Origin of the sequence: Dickeya zeae NCPPB 2538, from assembly GCF_000406165.1 — a bacterium.
GTDB lineage: Bacteria > Pseudomonadota > Gammaproteobacteria > Enterobacterales > Enterobacteriaceae > Dickeya > Dickeya zeae.
On sequence record NZ_CM001977.1, the window covers coordinates 1756159 to 1776655 of the forward strand.

A 20497-nucleotide genomic window follows, 5' to 3' on the forward strand; every position below is an offset into this window, starting at 1 on the left:
CTTTGCAGACCACAGTTAGTCACTGGCACCGATCTCGTGCTTTTTCAGCAGGCCGCGAAACTGATGGTAAGTGAGTGTCAGCAACCCGGCGGCTTTACGCTGATTAAACTGCGCCTGAACGAGCGCCCGCTCTACCAGTTGCCGTTCCTGATGGTGCTGCCAGTCACGCAGGTTTAACGGCAGGGTGGGGAAGCCCGTCGCCCCCGCGTGTGGTGAGTCGAGCGCCGGTGCGGGTGTCGTCAGCGGCGTAAACGGGTTAAGGATAATGCGTTCCACCGCGTCCGGGTTGGCGCCATGCCGGTACAGTGAGCGTTCCACTACGTTTTTTAGCTCGCGAATATTGCCCGGCCAGCTGTAGTCCAGCAGAGTACGTTCTGCCTGCGGGCTGAAGCCGGGAAACAGTGGCAAGCCCAGTTCCCGGCACATCTGTACCGCGAAATGCTGTGCCAGCAGCATGATGTCTTGCTGACGTTGGCGCAGTGGCGGCAGGTGCACCACATCGAACGCCAGCCGGTCAAGCAGGTCGGCGCGGAACTTGCCCTGTGCCGCCAGCGCGGGCAGGTCTTCGTTGGTGGCGCACACCAGTCGGACATCCACCTGTAGCGGTTGCCCGCCGCCCACACGCTCCAGTACACCGTATTCGATCACCCGTAATAATTTTTCCTGCACCAGCATCGGCGCGGTCGCCAGTTCATCCAGAAACAGGGTGCCGCCGTCGGCCCGCTCAAAACGCCCCAGATGGCGTTTTTGTGCGCCGGTAAATGCCCCAGCTTCATGACCGAAGAGTTCGGAATCCAGCAGGTTGTCGTTCAGGGCGGCGCAGTTAAGTGAAATAAACGGCCCCTGCCAACGGGGGGAGAGGTAATGCAGACGGCTGGCAATCAGTTCTTTACCGGTGCCGCGTTCGCCAATCACCAGCACTGGCTTATTGAGCTGCGCCAGCTGAGATACCTGCTCCAGTACCTCCAGAAAGCTGTTGGCCTCGCCCAGTAACGAATCCTGTCCATGCGTCATGATGTCGCCTTGTTTTTTTCACCACTTGTTGGTCAATTTGACCATAGCAAAGCACGCGTCTATTGTATATCGAAATCACTAACACATTATTTATCATGCAATTACGGTGATTTTAAAAGCTGGCACGGTATTTGATTATGTCAGGATGTCATCAGGCAACGGCTGATGGAGATAACGAACCGGGCGTCGCAGACGCCGGAAATCATTGAGGAGTAGAGTATGGGTATTTTTTCCCGTTTTGCCGACATCGTGAACGCCAATATCAATGCTTTGCTGGATAAGGCTGAAGACCCGCAAAAGCTGGTGCGGCTGATGATTCAGGAAATGGAAGATACACTGGTTGAAGTGCGTTCCACCTCCGCCCGGGCATTGGCGGAAAAGAAACAACTGGCTCGCCGTATTGAACAGGCGCGCAGCCAGCAGCAGGAATGGCAGGAAAAAGCTGAGCTGGCGCTGCGCCGCGAGCGTGAAGACCTGGCGCGTGCGGCGCTGGTAGAAAAACAGAAGCTGACGGAACTGGTGACGGTGCTGGAGCAAGAAGGTGCCGCAGTCGAAGAAACGCTGGATCGCCTGAAACGTGAAATTGGCGAGCTGGAAAATAAACTGACCGAAACCCGTGCCCGTCAACAGGCGCTGACATTACGTCATCAGGCCGCCAGTTCATCCCGTGATATTCGCCGTCAGTTGGATAGCGGTAAACTGGATGAAGCGATGGCGCGCTTTGAGCAGTTTGAACGACGTATCGATACCCTGGAGGCGGAAGCAGAAAGCGTGGGGCTGGGTAAACAAAAATCGTTGGATCAACAGTTTGCCGAGCTGAAAACCAGCGATGAGATCGATGCGCAACTGGCTGCGCTGAAAGCGAAAGTCAAACCGGCGGAATAATGATTACTGGTTGCCGTTTCGGCGGCAGCCAGGCTGCATCACCATAATAATTAAGGAGAAAAAATGGGTGCTCTGGTAATGACAATGATTCCCCTGACGGTGTTTCTGCTGTTTGTCGCACCGCTGTGGTTGTGGCTGCATTACAGTCAGCGCCGCCGTGCGCCTCAGTGGGATCAGGCTGAAATGCAGCGGCTGACCCGGTTAACGCAAGACGCACAGCGCATGCGCGAACGCATTGAGGCGCTGGAACAGATTCTGGATGCGGAGCATCCCAACTGGAGGCAATCCTGATGAACACCCGTGAGCGCAAACTTTACCTGCTGCCGGAAGAGGGCATGATTAAAGGCGTGTGCGCCGGGCTGGCGCGCTACTTTGATGTGCCGGTAAAACTGGTGCGTTTTATTGCCGTGCTGTCGATTTTTTTCGGTCTGTTTCTGATTACGGTCATCGCTTATATCGTTCTCAGTTTCGTACTGGAGCCCGCGCCGCCGGAGGCATACACGACGACACGTGATGAGGCTTCACCGCAGACGTTGCTCGATCAAGCCGATGCGATATTGAGCGCCAGCGAACAACGCTTACGCTACATCGAGCGCTATATCACATCGGAAACCTACGGCGTGCGCAGTAAGTTTCGCCAACTGTGATCGCGCTGCCAGTCATCAACTGGCCTGATCTTCTGAGTGGGATTCGCGGCGCAGGCATCGAATTCCGCTCATCGTTTTTCGTGCCGTCGCACTATTGTTTGTGTTTGTGCTGTTTGTGCGGTTTGTCGTGATCGACAGGCAACGCGACGGTGGCCGGATATGGCAGGACAATCATACGGCAGGGCAACCAACAGGAGTGTCATGGCTTATTCCCATCATGTTAGCCGGTTACAGAATGAGTTCAGCGCGCTAGTCAACCGCAGCGCCGATCGTCACCTGCGGCTGGCCGTTACTGGCCTGAGCCGCAGCGGCAAAACGGCGTTTATTACCTCACTGGTCAATCAGCTGTTGAACGCGCAGCATGGTGCGCGGTTGCCGCTGTTTTCGGTGGTGCGCGAGAACCGGTTGTTGGGGGCTCGTCGTATCCCGCAGCGGGATTTGGCTATTCCCCGGTTTGCGTATGACGAAGGCATGGCGTCGTTATACGGCGTGCCGCCTGCCTGGCCGACGCCGACGCGTGGGGTGAGTGAAATCCGGCTAGCGCTGCGTTACCGCTCCCGCGACAGCCTGTTGCGTCACTTTCGTGATACCGCCACGCTGTATCTGGAAATCGTCGATTACCCCGGTGAATGGCTGTTGGATTTGCCGCTGCTGGAGCAAAGCTACGCCGACTGGTCCCGGCAGATGTCCACCCTATTGCAGGGGGAGAGATTACGCTGGGCACAGCCCTTTCTGGCGCTGTGCGAAGGGCTTGACCCACTGGCCCCCGCCGATGAAAACCAACTGGCGGCGATCGCCCAGGCGTACACCGACTATCTGTTGCGCTGTAAGCAGGAAGGATTGCATTTCATTCAGCCGGGGCGTTTTGTGTTACCGGGCGATTTGGCAGGGGCACCGGTATTGCAGTTTTTCCCCTGGCCCCAGCCCGATGAGCGACTGGACGCGGCGCTGGCGCAGGCGGGCGAACACACGGTGATCGGGATGTTGCGCCGCCGCTTTGAATACTACTGCCAGCATGTGGTGCGTGAGTTCTATCGCCAGCACTTTGTCCGGTTTGACCGGCAAATTGTACTGGTGGATTGCCTGCAATCGCTCAATCAGGGCGTGCAGTCGTTTAACGACATGCGACTGGCGCTGACCCAGTTGATGCAGAGTTTTCATTACGGTAAGCGCACGTTGTTGCGCCGGTTATTTTCGCCGTGTATCGACCGGCTGATGTTCGCTGCCAGTCAGTCTGACCATATTACCGCCGACCAGCACGCCAATCTGGTGTCGTTGTTGCAGCAACTGGTGCAGGAAGCCTGGCGCAATGTGGCGTTTGAAGGCATCGAGATCGACTGTGCTGGTATTGCCGCAATACAGGCGACGCAAAGCGGCGTGGTGTCGCATCAGGGGCAATCGTTGCCTGCTTTGCGCGGCAACCGGCTGGCAGACGGTGAGCCTATCACTCTGTATCCGGGGGACGTTCCGGCACGGTTACCGGACCCGTCCTTCTGGCGTGAGCAGGGGTTCCACTTCGAGCCGTTCCGTCCACAAGAGATGCAGATGGACCTGCCGCTACCGCATATTCGTATGGATACGGTGATGGAGTTTTTACTGGGAGATAAATTGCGATGAGTGAACCGCTAAAGCCTCGCATCACCTTTGACGATACGCCGATTGAGCCAGCGGCGGCATCGTTGCGTCCCTCGGTTGCATTTGACGACGGCGACGCCCGCCATTTCGCGCCGACCGTCGCCGTTGACGATACGCAGACCGATGACGGCGAAGGGGCGGAGCAGGTGGTCAGTGATGCGTTGCGCCCACGTCGTAGTCTGTGGCGACGCATGCTGGGGGCTGGTGTGGCGCTGTTCGGGTTGAGCGCGCTGGCGCAGGGCGGACGTGCGCTGTATCAGGCGTGGGTCGGCCAGGACTGGATTGCGCTTGGCGCTGTAGCCGCCGGTATCCTGATTGTGGGCGCGGGTGTCGGGTCGCTGGCGGTGGAGTGGCGTCGATTGTACCGGCTGCGCCAACGGGCGGAAACCCGTGACCGGGCGCGGGCGTTGCTTAACAGTCACGGCACCGGGCAAGCGCGGGCGTTTTGCGAACATCTGGCCCGTCAGGCCGGGCTTGAAGCCGGGCACCCAGCGCTGCAACGCTGGCAGGCGTCGCTGCAGGATACCCACAACGACCGCGAAGTGACGGAGTTATATGCGCGGCTGGTACAACCGGTGCTGGATGCGCAGGCGCGTCGTGAGATTAGCCGTTCCGCCGCCGAATCCGCCCTGATGATTGCCGTCAGCCCGTTGGCGCTGGTGGATATGGCGTTCATTGCCTGGCGCAACCTGCGGCTGGTCAATCGCATCGCCCGGTTGTATGGCATCGAACTGGGGTATTTCAGCCGGATTCGCCTGTTCCGACTGGTGCTGCTCAATGTCGCGTTTGCCGGTGCCAGTGAACTGGTGCGGGAAATCGGCATGGACTGGATGTCGCAGGACCTGGCGGCTCGCCTGTCGGCGCGTGCTGCACAAGGGCTGGGGGCCGGGTTGCTGACCGCACGTCTGGGGATCCGCGCCATGGAGTTATGCCGCCCGTTGCCGTGGCTGGATGATAAGCCCCGACTGGGCGATTTCCGGCGTGAACTGATTGGCCGGATGCGGGTAAAAGCGCCGTCGTCATCGGGGGAATAACCCCCTGTTACCACACACCCATGCCCTTTCACAGGTTGTGCATGATGTAACCAGATATATCGCCATTATGGGTAATAATGGCGATAACTTATCGTTTTTTATCATAAATAGGTGACGCTGCCTGTTACCGTCTGGATAGTCCTTCATATTCTGAAAATAATTCCGTTTATAAGCAGTAATAACTGATAATTATTACCGCTATGGTTTGCCGGAACATGATTATCGATAACTTATCATCAATCAGGGGCAAGCCATGGATTCCAGCTTTACTGAACGCAGTGCGCCGACGGTTTATGCGGTCAATCATCCACTTCCGTTCCATATACTGGCGGCGCGCATTGACGCCTTGCCCCCGTCATGGGGGTTATGGCGCTTCATCATCCTGCTGTCGCTGGGCGGATTCTTTGAACTCTACGACCTATTTCAGACGGCGTATATCAGCACCGGTCTGATGAACGAGAACATCTTTCATGCCGGTCAGGCAGGATTGCTGGGCGTATCGGATCAGGCGACTTTCGCCTGCGTCACCTTCCTTGGCTTATTCGTCGGGGCCAGTGTGCTGGCTCCACAGGCCGACAAACTGGGGCGACGCAGCACATTCATGTTTGCGCTGGCGTGGTACGGCGCGTTCTCGTTGCTGATGGCGTTCCAACATCAGGCACAAGGGGTGATCCTCTGTCGCTTTTTGGTGGGGATTGGGCTGGGGGTGGAATTGGTCACCATCGATACCTATCTGTCTGAATGGATGCCGACCCACCTGCGCAACCGGGCGTTCGCGCTGGCCTTCTTCATGCAGTTCCTCTCGGTACCGGCGGTGGCGCTGATGTCGTGGTGGCTGGTGCCGCACCAGTTCTGGGGGCTGTCTGGCTGGCGTTATGTGGTGATTATCGGTGCGCTGTGTTCACTGGTGGTGTGGTTGTTGCGGCGCAATCTGATGGAGTCGGCGCGCTGGCTGGTGTCACGCGGGCGTTATCGGGAAGCCGAACAGGTGATGACGGCGATGGAACACCGCTGCGGTGTGCAGCCGGGTGAAACGTTGACGCCGCCGCAGTCGGTCATCATCTCCCCATCACGCGGCCGCTTTCGTGATATCTGGTCGCCGCGTTACCGACGCCGAACCCTGATGCTGATGGTGATGAATGTGTTTCAGGCCATCGGTTTTTTCGGTTTCGGTAACTGGCTGCCGACGCTGCTGGCAGGGCAGGGAGCCACCGTCACCCACAGCCTGCTGTACGCCTTTTTTATTACGCTGGCCTATCCGCTCGGGTCACTACTGTGCTGCTGGTACATCGGGAAACTCGAAAATAAATGGCACATTGTGTTGTCGTCACTGATGACGGTGGTATGCGGTACCCTGTTTGCCTTTCAGACCCAACCGCTGTGGTTGATTGTCTGCGGGTTTCTGGTCGCTTACTCCAACGCCTGGCTGACCATCAGCTATCATGCCTACCAGACCGAGGTCTTTCCCACCGCGATTCGCGCTCGCGGCGTCGGCTTTTGCTACTCGTTCAGCCGCCTGTCTACCGCGTTCAGTAGTCTGCTCATCGGGTTGATTTTACAGCACTACGATACCAGTGGCGTGCTGGCGTTTATCATCATCAGTATGTTAACCGTGGTGGTCACCGTCGGGGTATTTGGCCCGCGAACCCGTGGCGTTCGGCTGGAAAATATCTGAGGGAGGGAGATGCCGTTGCCCATCTGTTATGAAAAATACCGCCTAAAAACAACCGGGTTTTGATGTAACCCGCGTTGCCACGGAACATGTTTATCTATACTTGTTATCCGTCATGTTGCCATTGTGCGGCAACCTGACGGATTTAAAGGTAGGTGACGGGTAACCCGGCAGGCAAATCGCTCACACGACGTTCGATGCTGCCGATAACCAGAAGATGGATGTTCTTTTTTTTCCTCTGGCTGGAAGGATACTGATAATGTTTCGTGGCAAAAAACGCCTGTTGGTCAGCGTGCTCGGCGCGTTGGCGCTGGCAGGCTCTGCTCAGGCACAGCAGTGGGTCATGACGCCCACTGAAGGCCTGAATTTCGCTAAGGCCAGCTTCCCCGAATATCTTGAAGGTCTGACGCTCAGTAACGATACCGATGTCGCCGCTGATATTCAGCGTAACCTCAATTGGCTGGATAAGGCGTTCCAAAAGCGCGGATTCACCACCCAGCAATTGGCTAACGGCGCACACCCGATGTTGTATGCGGAGTGGGGTCCGATCCAGCCTAATCGCCCGACAGTGCTGTTTCTGATGCACTTTGACGGCCAATCCGCCAGTGCCTCTGACTGGACGTCGGATCCCTGGAAACCCACGCTGAAAATGAAAGATGCTCGCGGAATCTGGATGCCGCAGCCCAATGATCGGCTGATGCAACCGGGGTTGGATCCGGAGTGGCGTGTCTTTGGACGCTCGGCGTCGGATGGGAAAGGCGTGATTTCGATGTTCCTGACAGCAGTCGACGCGATTAAAAGCGCCCGTATCACGCCGACGGTCAACATCAAGGTGTTACTCGACTCTGAAGAGGAGCGCGGGTCGCCGCACCTGACGGCGGTGGTCAACCAGAATGCCGCCCGGATTAAAAACGACGGCGTAGTGATTTTCAATGGCGGGGTGAACACCAATAACAAACCGGTGATCACCTTCGGTTATCGCGGGTCGATACAGATTGATATGACCGTCTTCGGCCCTGACCCGGCAGCGCACAGCGGTGCATTCGGTAATGTGATTATCAACCCGGTGCAACAGATGGCGACATTGCTGGCCGGGCTTAAAGACGCTGATGGACGGGTGACCTTGCCCGGTTTCTATGACCGGGTCAAATTAACCGACGAGGAGCATAAGCAACTGGCCGCACAGGCCCCGCAGCCGGGCACGATCGAAAGCCGTTATGGGGTAACCCAACTGGAAAAAATGGCACCCAACCCGGTGGAAGCCGTGCAATACCCATCGCTGGATGTGATTGGGTTCAGGGCGGGCGATACTGGCCGTAAGGCGGTGTACGCCATTCCCTCAACCGCGACCGCCAGTATCAATATCCGCACTGTGCCTGAAACATCGCCAGATTACCTGTATGACCTGCTGAAAAAATACGTGATGTCGAAAGGGTTCTACATCGTTCGTTCGGATTCGCCCTCGTTGCAGGAACGTAATCATAATGCCCGGCTTATCTCCATGAGCATGATGACCTCGTCGGGCAGCTCCTTTGCGGTGCGCACCCAGATGGCATCGCCACTGGCGAAATGGGCGATGGACGGCGTGAAGGCACCGATAAAAGGCGACCCGGAGAAAAACCGTATGCTGGGGGTGTCGCCGCCGATTAACGGCGCACTGGCCGCGCTGAAAAACGCGTTTGCGGTGGTCTCACTGGTGAATGCGGATAACAGTTCGTATGGCGCTGATGAGAATATACGCATCGGCAACTATATCGATGGCATCCGGGTTATGGTTTCCATGCTGACAACACCGTTTCCTGAAGAGGAAAAGGCGAAGTAAATCTGAAATTCACTTGCCGGGGTGTCAACTTTTGCTGACACCCCACTTCATCCGGTGGCGGTGAAAGGGTATGATGCAGTTCTCGTCCCTGCCGCACCTGATAGAAGAAGGTTTTATTGATGCGTCTGGAAGTATTTTGTGAAGACCGCATTGGTCTGACTCGTGAATTGCTGGATCTGCTGGTATTGCGGCATATCGACCTGCGCGGTATCGAAATTGATCCTGCGGGTCGTATCTACCTCAATTTCACCACCCTCGGTTTTGACACCTTTCGGGAACTGATGACGGAAATTCGCCGCATCGCGGGGGTCAGTGATGTGCGTACCGTGGCGTTTATGCCATCCGAACGGGAACATCGGGCGCTGAATGCCTTGCTGGAGTCGATGCCTGAGCCGGTTTTATCGTGTGACCTGAAAGGAAAAGTGGAGCTTATCAACGCGGCAGCCCTAAGCCTGTTTGAGCTGACGCAGGAAAAAGCCCGCACGCTGACCATCAACCAGTTGCTCAATGATTCCCCTATCACCCGCTGGCAAGAGCAAGGCGGCCAGCCGGAAACCACCCGTGTGGTGCTACGCGGCCAGGATTTCCTACAGGAAGTCACCCCGGTTCACCTGGAAGACGATAAAGGGAAACCGACCGTCGTCGGCGCACTGGTGATGCTGAAATCTGCTGCACGTATGGGTCGTCAGTTACAGGATACCCCCGTTAACGACGAGCGCGAGTTCGACCATATCGTGGCCGTGAGTCCACGCATGCGGCAGGTGGTGGAACAGGCACGTAAGCTGGCGATGCTGGATGCGCCGTTGTTACTGGTGGGCGAAACCGGCACCGGCAAAGATATGCTGGCCCGTGCCTGCCATCTGCGCAGTAGCCGCGGTAAGAAACCGTTTTTGGCACTCAACTGCGCCGCCTTGCCAGACGACGTGATGGAAAGCGAGCTTTACGGCCATGCGCCGGGCGCGTACCCCAACGCGCTGGAAGGCAAGAAAGGCTTCTTTGAGCAGGCGAACGGCGGTTCGGTACTGCTGGATGAAGTGGGTGAAATGTCACCGCAGATGCAGACTAAACTGCTGCGTTTTCTCAACGACGGGACGTTTCGCCGGGTAGGGGAAGAGCATGAAGTGCATGTGGATGTGCGGGTTATCTGCGCGACACAGAAAAACCTGCTCGACCTGGTGCAGCGCGGCCTGTTCCGTGAAGACCTCTACTACCGTCTGAATGTGCTGACGTTGCAACTGCCGCCGCTGCGGGAGTGCCCGGCGGATGTCATGCCGTTGGTCGAGCTGTTCGTCGCCCGCTTTGCTGATGAGCAAGGCATGACGCGTCCGCCTATCGCTCAGGAAGTGCGCAACCTGCTGCCGCAGTATGGCTGGCCGGGCAACGTGCGGCAGTTGAAAAACACCATCTATCGCGCACTGGCGCAAATGGACGGTGGCGAACTGCGCCTGCACGATATCGATTTACCGGCCTTTCAGCCGGAAATTGCCCACAATGACGATTTACTGGAAGGCTCGCTCGATGATATCAGCAAGCGGTTTGAACGCTCGGTATTAACCCGCCTTTACCAGACCTACCCGAGTACCCGTAAGCTGGCCAAACGGCTTGGCGTCTCTCACACCGCTATCGCCAACAAATTGCGGGAATATGGGCTGAGTAGCCGTAAAGGTGGGGATGAGGACGAGTAAGTCTGAATGAGTAATCCTGAATAAAGCAATAAAAAAGCGGGTGGTGTGCCATCCGCTTTTTTTGAGTGGTAGGGAATTCATCGACCATGAAAGTATGCAGAAATAATCCGGCCACTATAAAATGACGACTAAAATCAGATTGTGATAATCCAGAAAGCTCAGCAGATAATTAAATTTATTAAAGAAATTTTTCAAAATGTCGATATTAATCTGCACCCAAGATGGTTTTTTGATGCGATGAAAAATGAGATTAAGAATGCAGATTAGATATGGTTTTATTTTGATTTTCACATTGTGCATTTCAGGGTGTAATACTCTGGTTAAGCCTAATAAATTATATTCTTCACAGATCTATAATCGAGATTATAATGAAGATAAGCATAAGTTTCAGGGGTTTGGTACCAACTATGGAGCGATATTTGCTGTCGGATATGATAAAAGTGTTGGATTTGTAAAAGAAAATGGGCAGGAATGGCATTGGATTGGTAAGACAGGATGGATTACTAAAGAAAATTATAATGAGAAAATGCAACCTTTTATTAAATTCTTAGCGTGGTCTAAATTACCAAAATCCGAACAGGAGCCTATGAGGATAAAATATAACGGAGAAGCCATTCTTAAAGAATCCGCTATTGAATTCAGATATTTCAAAGATGGCTCACCTGCATTTGTTGATCTGGCGTATGCTAATACCTGGAGTTTAGATAACGCTCTCCTTGATCGCTTATCTAACTACTACCCTGCTCAAAGTATTAACCAAATGGTGATGATGATTAATGCTGAGCTAGCAATCCCCTGAGGCAGAGAACACATTTTTCTGTTTCATCGTAGTGTCTTCAGGTCTAAGGAGTGCGTGGCATCGCCTCGTCGAACTCACCGCACAAGGCGGATTGTCAGGGCTCGGAGTGATGTGCAGGCATCTCGTTGCGGAACAGTTCAGCAACCCAGTCAGTGAATGCGCGTAGTGCTGGCGAAACGAAACGGTGATGTGGATAAAGCAACGTCACCGGCACGCCAGCTGGTCGCCAATCCTCCAGCACTTCAATCAGCCTGTTGTCCTGCAGATAGCGGGATACCACGCTTTTCGCTAGCTGTGCCAGCCCATGTCCGTCAAGGCACATCTGTATATAAAGGCCGGTTTCATTCACTGCCACCACGCCGTTAACCTGAACAGTTTTGCTTTCATGACCGCGAACAAAGCGCATTTCATTCGCGCGCCTGGCGTTTCCCGAGAAGTAATGAATAGCCTGATGGTGGGACAGATCATCAGGGGTGAGTGGCGTTCCCTTTGCGTGCAGATACGCCGGTGATGCACAGGTTACCCAGGTTAACTTCCCAAGCGGACGGGCTATCAGTGTTGAATCACTCAGATCGCCGGTGCGTATCACACAATCCACACCCTCCTGAATGAGGTCTACCTGACGATCGCTGACGCCTATCATCAGATAGATATCCGGGTAACGTCGGCGAAAATCTTCCAGATTTGGCGTAATCACCTCGTGAGCAATCCCTGCGGGCATATCCACCCGCAGACGCCCTTGCGGCCGTTGTATGGCGTCCGTCAGGCTGGACTCTGTATGCGCAATTAGCGCAAGTATTTCACGGCAACTCGCCAGATACTGCGCACCTTCTGGCGTCAGGTTGACCCGCCGCGTTGTTCTGTTCAGCAACCGCACCTGTAGGTGTTTCTCGAGGTTTTTAATCGTGCTTGTCACCGTTGAGGCCGGCAAAGACAGTGTTTGTGCGGCGTGGATGAAACTTCCGGCTTCCGCAACGCGTATAAAAATCTGCATGGCCTGGATGCGATCCATTTTCTATCGACCTCACTGTAATGACATTCCCGTTCATCAAGATTATTCGTTATTCATGAATAATAAAAACAGTTTGGCTGGCTTTTTCGCTCTAATGACTTTCCGTACCTTTACGCCACTCCTTATGTGAAGGTGAAATATCAATGACGGATTACAACAGGAATATCGTACATCACACGACAGAACCTCTCGCCCGGACGCTGATCCGCGGTGCCACTATCCTGAGCATGGATAGCGAGAGGGGGAATAAGGTGCGCGGAGATATTCTCATCGAGGGCTCCACCATCAAGGCTGTAGGTGAAAACCTGGATGGCCGCGATGCGGCCATTATTGATGCAACCAACATGATTGCGATGCCGGGCATGGTCGATACCCATCGCCACTCCTGGGAAGGTCAACTGCGCCGAATCAATCCCAATGCCGCCACGCTTGAGGATTATTGCAATGCCACGCACTTTTCCTTTGCCAAATACTATCGCCCCGCTGACATGTACATCGGCAACCTGATTACCGCTCTGGGTTGCATCGATGCTGGTATCACCACGGTGATTGATAACTCGCACAACAGCCGCTCCGGTGCACACGCTGATGCCGCTGTTGAAGCGTTGCTTGATGCTGGCATTCGTGCTGTTCATGCGTCGGGGGCACCCGTTAGCGGAGAGTGGGACCGAGCGCACTGGCCCGGTAACTGGCAACGCCTGCAGGAAAAATATTTCAGGAATAACCCTGACAGCCTGGTTTCTCTTGCGGTGATGGCCCAGTTGGAGCCAGAAATGTGGGCCGAAGCTCGCAGGTTGGGCCTGCCGATTATTACTGAATTCTTCGGTGGTGAGATGGCGGCGGAGCTGGAAGGACTACACCAAAAGGGGTTGCTCGGCCCGGATAATATCTTTAACCACTGCACCTCACTGCCAGACGCCGGGTGGGAAATCCTGCGCGAGGCGGGCGTGCGGGTAAACGTATGCCCACGGTCAGATGCCCACTACGGCATTGAAGACGGTATGTTTGCCATGCAGTCAGCCCTGCGCCACGGTATCAACCCCGGTCTCAGCGTCGATAACGAGACCTCTTACAGTGGCGATATGTTTATGGAGATGCGCGTGGCGTTTTATCTCCAGCGTGTTATGGGCATGCACCAGCACCAGCACTGTGGTGCCGCGCATACGCCGGTTACGCTTCAGGCTCATACCCTGCTAAAAGCCGCCACGCTTGACGGTGCCGCCTGTGCAGGGTTGCAGGAAAAAATCGGCAGCCTGACCCCCGGAAAACAGGCGGACCTGATACTGATCCGAACCGATGACCTCAACCTTTATCCATCCAGCAATGCGCTGGGTACCGTCGTTCATGCGGCGGAGCGCAGCAATATCGATACGGTGATGATCGGCGGACGTATCGTCAAGCAGGGCGGCAAGGTGCTGGGTGTTGATAGCGAACAGCTTCGAGCGGCGATTGATGAATCCCGTCAACACCTGTTTGCGGCGGCCGGTTATCAGCCTGATATGTTTGCTGAAACATTCCTGGCGCTGCAGCGGGCACACTGACAGGGATGAAACGCATGAGCGCGGTTTATTACTTGATTGCTTTTGCCGCAGGCCTGGGGATTACGCTACAGACGACCCTCAACAGCCAGCTTGCCAGAGGGCTGGGGGGTGACCCGGTTACCGCCGCGCTGTTTTCCTTCGCTGCCGGGGCGTTCAGCCTCGGGGTTTACTCGCTGCTGCGAGGGGGATTCTTCACCTCGCTTGCCGTCATCCCGTCGCAACCGTTATGGAGTCTGACTGGTGGCCTGATTGGCGCTTGCGCGCTGTTCAGCTATGTCGTGCTCACCCCGAAAATTGGTTTTTCAGCCCTGCTCGGGCTTGCCATTGCCGGGCAATTACTTTCATCACAGGTGATTGACCACTTTGGCCTGCTGGGTGCCATTCGAAGGCCAGTGTCGGTCAGCAAACTGGGTGGATTACTGATCATGCTGAGCGGGCTTGCTATCTCGTTGTTCGGCGATCGGTTGGTATCGCTCTTTCTGAACTGACAGGGCGAAGCCACTCGCCGAGGTTTTAGAACGTAACGCATAAAAGGTGGGGAAATACCGCCAGATTGAGGGAGATGATGATGTTTACTGCTGCGACGCATGTCAGAAATGAACTGGGAGAGTGCCCGGTGTGGTGCGAAAAGACGAGCAGCCTGTACTGGACAGATATTGAGGGTAGCGAGCTGCTCTCCATCCGGGAAAATAGCAGTGTAATCAGTCGCTGGCCCTTACCGGAACGGCTCGGCTCGTTTGCACTGACGGATAACACAGACATATTGCTAATGGGGCTTGCATCCCGCCTGGGCTATTACAACCTGCGAAGCCACCTCTTTACCGAGCTTGCTGCGTCACCCGGCGCACCGGGAACGCGTATTAACGATGGCCGCTGCGATCGTGCCGGAAACTTTGTCTTTGGCACGATGCACGAAGGCAGTCCTGTGCAGCCCATCGGTAAATTTCACCGGCTGAACGCCAGCACGCTGGAAACGGAGACGCTGGACTTGCCCGCTGTCGCCATTCCTAACAGCATTTGCTTCAGCCCCGATGGCCGAACCATGTATTACAGCGATTCCTTACAAGGGCGGATTTTCTGCTGTGATTACCCTTCGCTCAGCAATCAGCGACTTTTTGCCGAGATTGACGCAGACGGTGCGCCGGATGGCTCCTGCATTGATGCGCAGGGCTATCTATGGAACGCCGAGTGGGGCGGTAGCCGGGTTGTGCGTTACAGTCCCGCAGGAGAACCAGACCGCATTTTGCCCTCTCCAGGCATCCAGATGACCTGTCCGGTACTGGGGGGGAGAGCACTCGACACGCTCTATTGTACCAGTGCACGCGTAGGCCTTTCTGCGCCAACCGAATATGACGGCGCGTTATTTCAGGCCAAGTCACCCGTATTTCCCGGATTGCCAGAAAGCCGGTTTGCGTCAGTGTCTGACGACGCACACTCCATCGACTTATCAGAAAATCAGTGCGTTAATTCATAAAGAAGGTAAAGAATCCAACATGAAAATGAGAAGGTTAGGCTCGCAAGGTCTGGTTGTTTCAGAGATGGGGCTGGGCTGTATGGGGATGAGTCATGGTTATGGACAAATCGCCGCGCGCGAGGACATGACGACGTTAATACATAAAGCTATCGAATTAGGCTGCAATCTTTTTGATACAGCACCTATTTATGGATTTGAAAATGAAGCGTTATTAGGTGAGGCGCTGAAGGATAATAAAGAGGCTGTCATCATCGCGACGAAATTTGGGGTGACGGGGCTGGAGAATATTCAGGGTCAGCTCACGCCAATCGTCGATAGCCGTCCGGAATCGATTAGAAAACAAGTAGACGGCTCTTTAAAACGGTTGCAGGTAGATTGTATCGATTTGCTCTACCAACATCGTATTGATCCGAATGTAGAGCCAGAAGTGGTGGCTGGCGTCATGGAGGAATTAATCACCGAAGGGAAAATTAACTATTGGGGGTTATCAAACTCACCCGTCGAATATATCCGACGCGCTCATGCTGTCTGTCCTGTTACGGCCATCGAAGACCAATATTCAATGATGTGGCGTAAGCCCGAGAATGTGTTGTTTCAGGTTTGCGAAGAACTGGATATTGGATTTATGGCATACAGCCCTTTAGGTAACGGATTTCTCAGTGGAAAAATCACCAAAGAGACAACCTATCAGGACGGTGATTTTAGAGGCCTGATGGGGCGATTTAAACCCGACGTGATTGCGCGTAATCAGGCCTTATTAGATTTAATTGCGAAAATGGCGGAGCGGAAAAATGTCACTTCTGCACAGGTGGTTCTCGCCTGGCAACTGGCGCAAAAGCCTTACCTTGTTCCTCTTCCCGGCACCACAAAACTGCATCGATTAGAAGAAAATTTCAAAGCCGTCGATGTTCAGTTGAACCAGTCTGAGTTAGCGGAAATTAATGAAACATTATCCCAAATCGACATCGATGAAACATTTTTTTAAATAGCAAGGAATACGAAATGAAAACAGCAGTTGCACAGGTCGCACGTTATCGTTCTCTACTGGCTTAATTCTGCACTTTACACAGCTGCCTTATTGTTTAATAAGGCAGCTAATATGCCCCCGCAACCTGACGTACTATGGCGGTAATTAAATACGTCTATGATGGCCTTCGATGCTCATTGTGGCTCTGCGTCAGTAGCACCTCAACGCTGCCATTGGTTTCAACACCGACAAACATCAATGAGCCAGCACATCCCCGGGGATGAGCGAGTAGAGTGCGGCGGTGACCGGCTGGTCATGGATAATAATCCGGTTGCGCAGCAACCCTTCGAAATGAGCGCCGATTTTCTTTGCGACCTGACGGCTGGCGTGGTTTTCTTCGGCGGCGATGATTTCCAGCCGTGTCAGCCCCAGCGTGCCGAAACCAAATGGCACCACTTCTCGTAGCGCTTCAGGAACGACTCCCTGGCCCTGTGCAGACTGGCGAACCCAATAACCAATATTGCCGAGTCGGTAGGCTTTGCTGATATTGTTGATAGCGATGGAACCCAACAGATCGCCAGTAGTACGGTCGGTGATCACCAGATCAAAGGCGGTGCCTTCACGACGTAGTTGTTCGCAGAAGGTTATCCAGCTTTGTGCCATTGGCAGATCGTAATCGGGCACGCACCACGGTAGCCAGCGTCCTACGGATTCTATCGATTCACGGATGGCGTCAAATAGCGCGACGGCGTCAGAGGGCATGAACGGGCGCAGACTCAAACGCTCGGTTAGCAGTGGGAACATATCACCTCCAGAAAATCAGCCTGGCGGATACAGGATGATACAAATGATAATGCAACAGTTTTTGGCCCCACGCTATGGTCATTAACGCTCACCTGAATAATGCGGGAGAATACATTGTGCGTATCAAACACTGGCGAAGGATAACGGTTGGCGTGCTGTCGCTGGGGGGCGTGCTGGTGATAGCGCTGGCTGCCACCGTATGGTGGTTACTGCGCCAGAGCCTGCCCCCGATAGACGGCGAGTTACGTGTCCCTGGGTTACACACCGCTGTGACGATCGACCGGGACGATGCCGGTGTGCCGGTCATCCGGGCTAACGATCGTCAGTCTGCCGCCTTTGCGCTGGGGTTTGTCCATGCGCAAGACCGCTTCTTCCAGATGGACTTGCTAAGACGCAATGCCGCAGGAGAACTGGCGGCGCTGGTTGGGGCGGCGGCGTTACCGTTGGACCGGCAGCATCGCTTGTTCTTGTTGCGCCAGCAAGTGGCCCGAAACTGGCAGGCATTGCCCGCTGAGCAGCAGCAGATCTTGCGAAGTTATGCCGATGGCGTTAATGCCGGGCTGAATAGCCTGAAAACGCGTCCGTTTGAATATGGGTTGCTACGCGTTAAGCCACAAGTCTGGTTGCCGGAAGACACCTTGCTGGTGATCGCCTCCATGTATTTTGATTTGCAGGATAACCAGTTTGGCCGGGAGTACGCCCGTGGCTGGATTGCCAGCCAGAGTACGCCGGAACAGGCCGACTTTTTGTTGCCGGATGCCAGCGTATGGGATGCGCCGTTGGCAGGCCAACTGCCGCCTTTTTCGGAAGAACCGGCTACGCCGCCATCGTGGTGGGGGCAGTCTGGTGGCAAGACTGGTGCGTCAGTTGGCGGCCAGGAACAAGCCAAAGGCAGTAATGGCTGGCTGGTGAGCACCGCCGGGAAGGCGATACTGGCTAACGACATGCATCTTGGCTTGAGCCTGCCGACGACATGGTATCGCGCACAGCTTATATACCCGACGGAGGCGGGCACACTGCGCCTGACCGGGCTTTCTCTGCCCGGTGCGCCTGCCATCGTCAGTGGCAGTAATGGGGTGATTGCCTGGGGTTTTACCAACAGTTATGTCGATACTTTTGACTGGGTGAAACTGGACCCTCAGGCAGGTCATCAACGCGCGGTGCAGGAAACGCTGACGGTCAGCCACGGCGAGCCGCAAACGATGACCGTGCAAACCAGCGACTGGGGGCCGGTGGTCGACACCGGGCAAGGACGCATGGCGATGCACTGGGTACTCCAGTTGCCGGGCGCGCTGGATCTGTCGCTGATGTCGCTGGCGGAAACACACTCTGTGCCAGACGCGCTGGCTGCCGGGCAGCGCGCCGGTCTGCCGGTACAAAACCTGTTGGTGGCGGATAACCGAGGCCATATCGGCTGGACGCTGGCTGGCGTACTGCCGGACCGACTGGTAGCCGGCAGACAGAACAGTTTTCCTCTGGCGGATCTGGCGCAGGCGCGCTGGCGCGAGCGTGGGTTACCCGCCGAATCCTATCCTGAAGTCATCGACCCGCCGCAAGGCGTCATCGTTGCTGCCAACAACCGTATGCTGTTTGATGATCAGGGGGAGCGGCTCGGGGATGGCGGGGCGGACCCCGGTGTTCGCGCATCGGCGATTCATCAGGCGTTGGGGGAGGTCAGCCAGCCAGATATCGCCGCGATGCACCGGATCCAACTCGATAACCGCGCACTGCTGGCGGCCAGTTGGCGTGACCGGTTGATGGAGTGCATGAATGCCTCTGCGCCTGACTCGATGGCCGATTACACCGCGGTCAAAACGCTATTACAACAATGGAATGGGCAGGCAGCGGCCGATTCGGTGGCGTACCTGTTGCTGAATCGCTGGCGTGAGGCGCTTTACCAACAGCTGTTCGGCACATTCGATCAACAACTGTCGCAAGCGTGGCCGAAGGCCAGTTACCGGGCGGCTAACCCGCGTTGGGATATGACGGTACAACAGCTGATGCGTGATGAGGCCATGTTGTGGGTACCGAAACCGGCGAAAAACTGGTGCCAGTTCTCGTTACAGCAACTGGAAACAGTATGGCGGGATAACGGCGAGGGCCACCGTCGCTGGGGGGATGAGAATCAGAGCCACATCGCTCACCCGCTGGCCTCGTCACTGCCGTTGCTGGGCCGTTTGCTGCAAGCGCCGGTATATCCGCTGTCCGGAGACAACAACGTACCGCATGTCAACCGCCCGGCCTTCGGCGCGTCAGAGCGGCTGGTGATATCGCCGGGTGATGACGCTGGTGCGACGCTGAGCCTGCCAGGGGGGCAGAGTGGTAATCCGCTCAGTCGCTGGTGGCTCGATGGGTATCACCGCTGGATAAGCGACGCACAGACGCCGTTATTACCGGGTACCGGCACCCGACAATTGCGACTGAAACCGGCTGCCAGCGCTCAGCCTTAATGCGAGCGAGTGAACCGGTAGGCGTTTATGGGGAGTGCGGTGCATCGCCAGGTGGCGGCAGTTGCGCCAGCTGTGCCAGTTGCGCGCTATCCTGCTCGCTGGCAGGCATGTAGACCAGCAGCCGGTCACCGCTGCGCGAAGCGCTCCACCAGTTGATCTGTCGCAGGGTGAAAACACCCAACGTGGGATGGCGAAATCGTTTGATTTTGTCATCCACGCCTTGCACCTCGTAACGCTGATACCACAACTGGCGAAATTCGTCCGACGCGTTCAGATAGCGCTGTAGCTGTGCTTCCCACAGCGGTTCCCCGGCATGCTCGGTCATCTGGGCGCGAAACATCGCCACCAGATTAGGCAGCAAATCCTGCTGATCGACCATTCTCTCCCGCCAGTTCGGGTGCGTCAGCGCCAGCCAGATGCAGTTACGATCTTCCGGTGCCAGCTGATGCAGGTCGATATCCAGCAATTGGCTCCAGGCGCGGTTAAATCCCAGAATGTTGGACCGCGCATTGACGATCACCGCCGGAAGCGGGTTGAGTTGATCGAGAATGCGTTGGCTGTCGGTGCTGATTTTCTCGCAACTGGCCTGAGCCGAGGGGGAAAACGGCAACCCGGCCAGCATAAACAGATGCCGGGTTTCGGTTTCATTGCATTGCAGGGCATTGGCTATTGCCGTGAGCGTTTTAGCCGACGCGCGAATCTCGCGACCTTGCTCCAGCCAGGTGTACCAGGTGATACCCACATCAGCCAGCAGCGCCACATCTTCGCGGCGCAGCCCCGGCGTGCGCCGCTTGCGGGGAATGGAAAGCCCCAGGCGCAGCGGGTCAAGGCTTTCACGTCGTGCGCGTAAAAACGCCCCCAGTCGTTTACGGTTATCCGGCTGTAGTGTCGTAACCCGGGAGTCAGCAGCAGGAACGGGTGTCGGCATAACCATGGCAATCTCCAGATGGGGGTGTCGTGATAGACAGGTAGTTTTTATACCAGGATAAACAGGAACTGGTACCCGTTTAAATTATCGATAATGCTAACTACCTCACAGAATTAACACAACGGGTA

At 55.5% G+C, this 20497-nt stretch carries 18 protein-coding genes; 14 read left to right on the plus strand and 4 right to left on the minus strand.

What is annotated here, in order from left to right:
* Window positions 1–15: 15 nt before the first annotated feature.
* Window positions 16–1014 (minus strand): phage shock protein operon transcriptional activator, encoded by a 999-nt coding sequence (gene pspF / locus DZE2538_RS07680; protein ID WP_038916004.1) that lies wholly within the window; start codon window positions 1012–1014, stop codon window positions 16–18.
* Between the two features lie 219 nt (window positions 1015–1233).
* Here pspF and pspA point away from each other — a divergent pair, with 219 nt between their 5' ends.
* From pspA to DZE2538_RS07725, 9 genes are all read left to right on the plus strand, one after another.
* Window positions 1234–1899, plus strand: coding sequence for a phage shock protein PspA (gene pspA, locus DZE2538_RS07685; RefSeq protein ID WP_016942465.1), 666 nt, complete (start codon window positions 1234–1236; stop codon window positions 1897–1899).
* Window positions 1900–1962: 63 nt separating this feature from the next.
* Window positions 1963–2190, plus strand: coding sequence for an envelope stress response membrane protein PspB (gene pspB, locus DZE2538_RS07690; RefSeq protein WP_012884403.1), 228 nt, complete (start codon window positions 1963–1965; stop codon window positions 2188–2190).
* On the plus strand, window positions 2190–2546 hold the full coding sequence (gene pspC, locus DZE2538_RS07695; protein ID WP_023640058.1) for an envelope stress response membrane protein PspC: 357 nt from the start codon (window positions 2190–2192) through the stop codon (window positions 2544–2546). Before pspB ends, pspC begins: the two co-directional genes overlap by 1 nt.
* Before the next feature lie 201 nt (window positions 2547–2747).
* Window positions 2748–4163 carry a YcjX family GTP-binding protein gene (locus tag DZE2538_RS07700; protein ID WP_038913795.1) on the plus strand — a complete coding sequence of 472 codons (1416 nt, stop codon included), beginning with the start codon at window positions 2748–2750 and terminating at the stop codon, window positions 4161–4163.
* The gene (locus DZE2538_RS07705) at window positions 4160–5215 is read left to right on the plus strand and encodes a TIGR01620 family protein (RefSeq protein ID WP_038916005.1); all 1056 of its coding nucleotides are present in this window, start codon (window positions 4160–4162) and stop codon (window positions 5213–5215) included. Before DZE2538_RS07700 ends, DZE2538_RS07705 begins: the two co-directional genes overlap by 4 nt.
* Window positions 5216–5468: 253 nt before the next feature.
* On the plus strand, window positions 5469–6890 hold the full coding sequence (locus DZE2538_RS07710; RefSeq protein ID WP_038916006.1) for an MFS transporter: 1422 nt from the start codon (window positions 5469–5471) through the stop codon (window positions 6888–6890).
* Window positions 6891–7146: 256 nt separating this feature from the next.
* Window positions 7147–8709 (plus strand): M20/M25/M40 family metallo-hydrolase, encoded by a 1563-nt coding sequence (locus tag DZE2538_RS07715; RefSeq protein ID WP_038916007.1) that lies wholly within the window; start codon window positions 7147–7149, stop codon window positions 8707–8709.
* 119 nt (window positions 8710–8828) lie between these two features.
* Window positions 8829–10394 (plus strand): transcriptional regulator TyrR, encoded by a 1566-nt coding sequence (tyrR, locus tag DZE2538_RS07720; protein WP_038916008.1) that lies wholly within the window; start codon window positions 8829–8831, stop codon window positions 10392–10394.
* A 256-nt stretch (window positions 10395–10650) separates the two neighbouring features.
* A complete protein-coding gene (locus DZE2538_RS07725) occupies window positions 10651–11193 on the plus strand; it encodes a hypothetical protein (RefSeq protein WP_038904053.1) in 543 nt (180 codons plus the stop codon).
* Between the two features lie 94 nt (window positions 11194–11287).
* On the opposite strand, the gene DZE2538_RS07730 is transcribed toward DZE2538_RS07725, so the two are convergent.
* On the minus strand, window positions 11288–12205 hold the full coding sequence (locus DZE2538_RS07730) for a LysR family transcriptional regulator (protein WP_038916009.1): 918 nt from the start codon (window positions 12203–12205) through the stop codon (window positions 11288–11290).
* Between the two features lie 143 nt (window positions 12206–12348).
* Here DZE2538_RS07730 and DZE2538_RS07735 point away from each other — a divergent pair, with 143 nt between their 5' ends.
* The 4 genes from DZE2538_RS07735 to DZE2538_RS07750 all read left to right on the plus strand — a co-directional run bounded on the left by DZE2538_RS07735 (window position 12349) and on the right by DZE2538_RS07750 (window position 16205).
* Window positions 12349–13746 carry an amidohydrolase family protein gene (locus tag DZE2538_RS07735; protein ID WP_038916010.1) on the plus strand — a complete coding sequence of 466 codons (1398 nt, stop codon included), beginning with the start codon at window positions 12349–12351 and terminating at the stop codon, window positions 13744–13746.
* Window positions 13747–13760: 14 nt separating this feature from the next.
* Window positions 13761–14234, plus strand: coding sequence for a DMT family transporter (locus DZE2538_RS07740; protein ID WP_038916011.1), 474 nt, complete (start codon window positions 13761–13763; stop codon window positions 14232–14234).
* Between the two features lie 80 nt (window positions 14235–14314).
* Window positions 14315–15220, plus strand: a complete 906-nt coding sequence (locus DZE2538_RS07745; RefSeq protein WP_038917131.1) for an SMP-30/gluconolactonase/LRE family protein — start codon at window positions 14315–14317, stop codon at window positions 15218–15220.
* Window positions 15221–15239: 19 nt separating this feature from the next.
* Entirely contained in the window at window positions 15240–16205 is a 966-nt protein-coding gene (locus tag DZE2538_RS07750; protein WP_038916012.1) for an aldo/keto reductase, read from the plus strand.
* 237 nt (window positions 16206–16442) lie between these two features.
* On the opposite strand, the gene DZE2538_RS07755 is transcribed toward DZE2538_RS07750, so the two are convergent.
* A complete protein-coding gene (locus tag DZE2538_RS07755; protein WP_038916013.1) occupies window positions 16443–16991 on the minus strand; it encodes a GNAT family N-acetyltransferase in 549 nt (182 codons plus the stop codon).
* Window positions 16992–17065: 74 nt separating this feature from the next.
* Here DZE2538_RS07755 and DZE2538_RS07760 point away from each other — a divergent pair, with 74 nt between their 5' ends.
* Window positions 17066–19441, plus strand: coding sequence for a penicillin acylase family protein (locus DZE2538_RS07760; RefSeq protein WP_050568662.1), 2376 nt, complete (start codon window positions 17066–17068; stop codon window positions 19439–19441).
* A gap of 25 nt (window positions 19442–19466) precedes the next feature.
* Here DZE2538_RS07760 and DZE2538_RS07765 read toward each other — a convergent pair whose 3' ends face one another.
* Window positions 19467–20375, minus strand: coding sequence for a helix-turn-helix transcriptional regulator (locus tag DZE2538_RS07765; RefSeq protein WP_038916014.1), 909 nt, complete (start codon window positions 20373–20375; stop codon window positions 19467–19469).
* Between the last annotated feature and the right edge of the window lie 122 nt (window positions 20376–20497).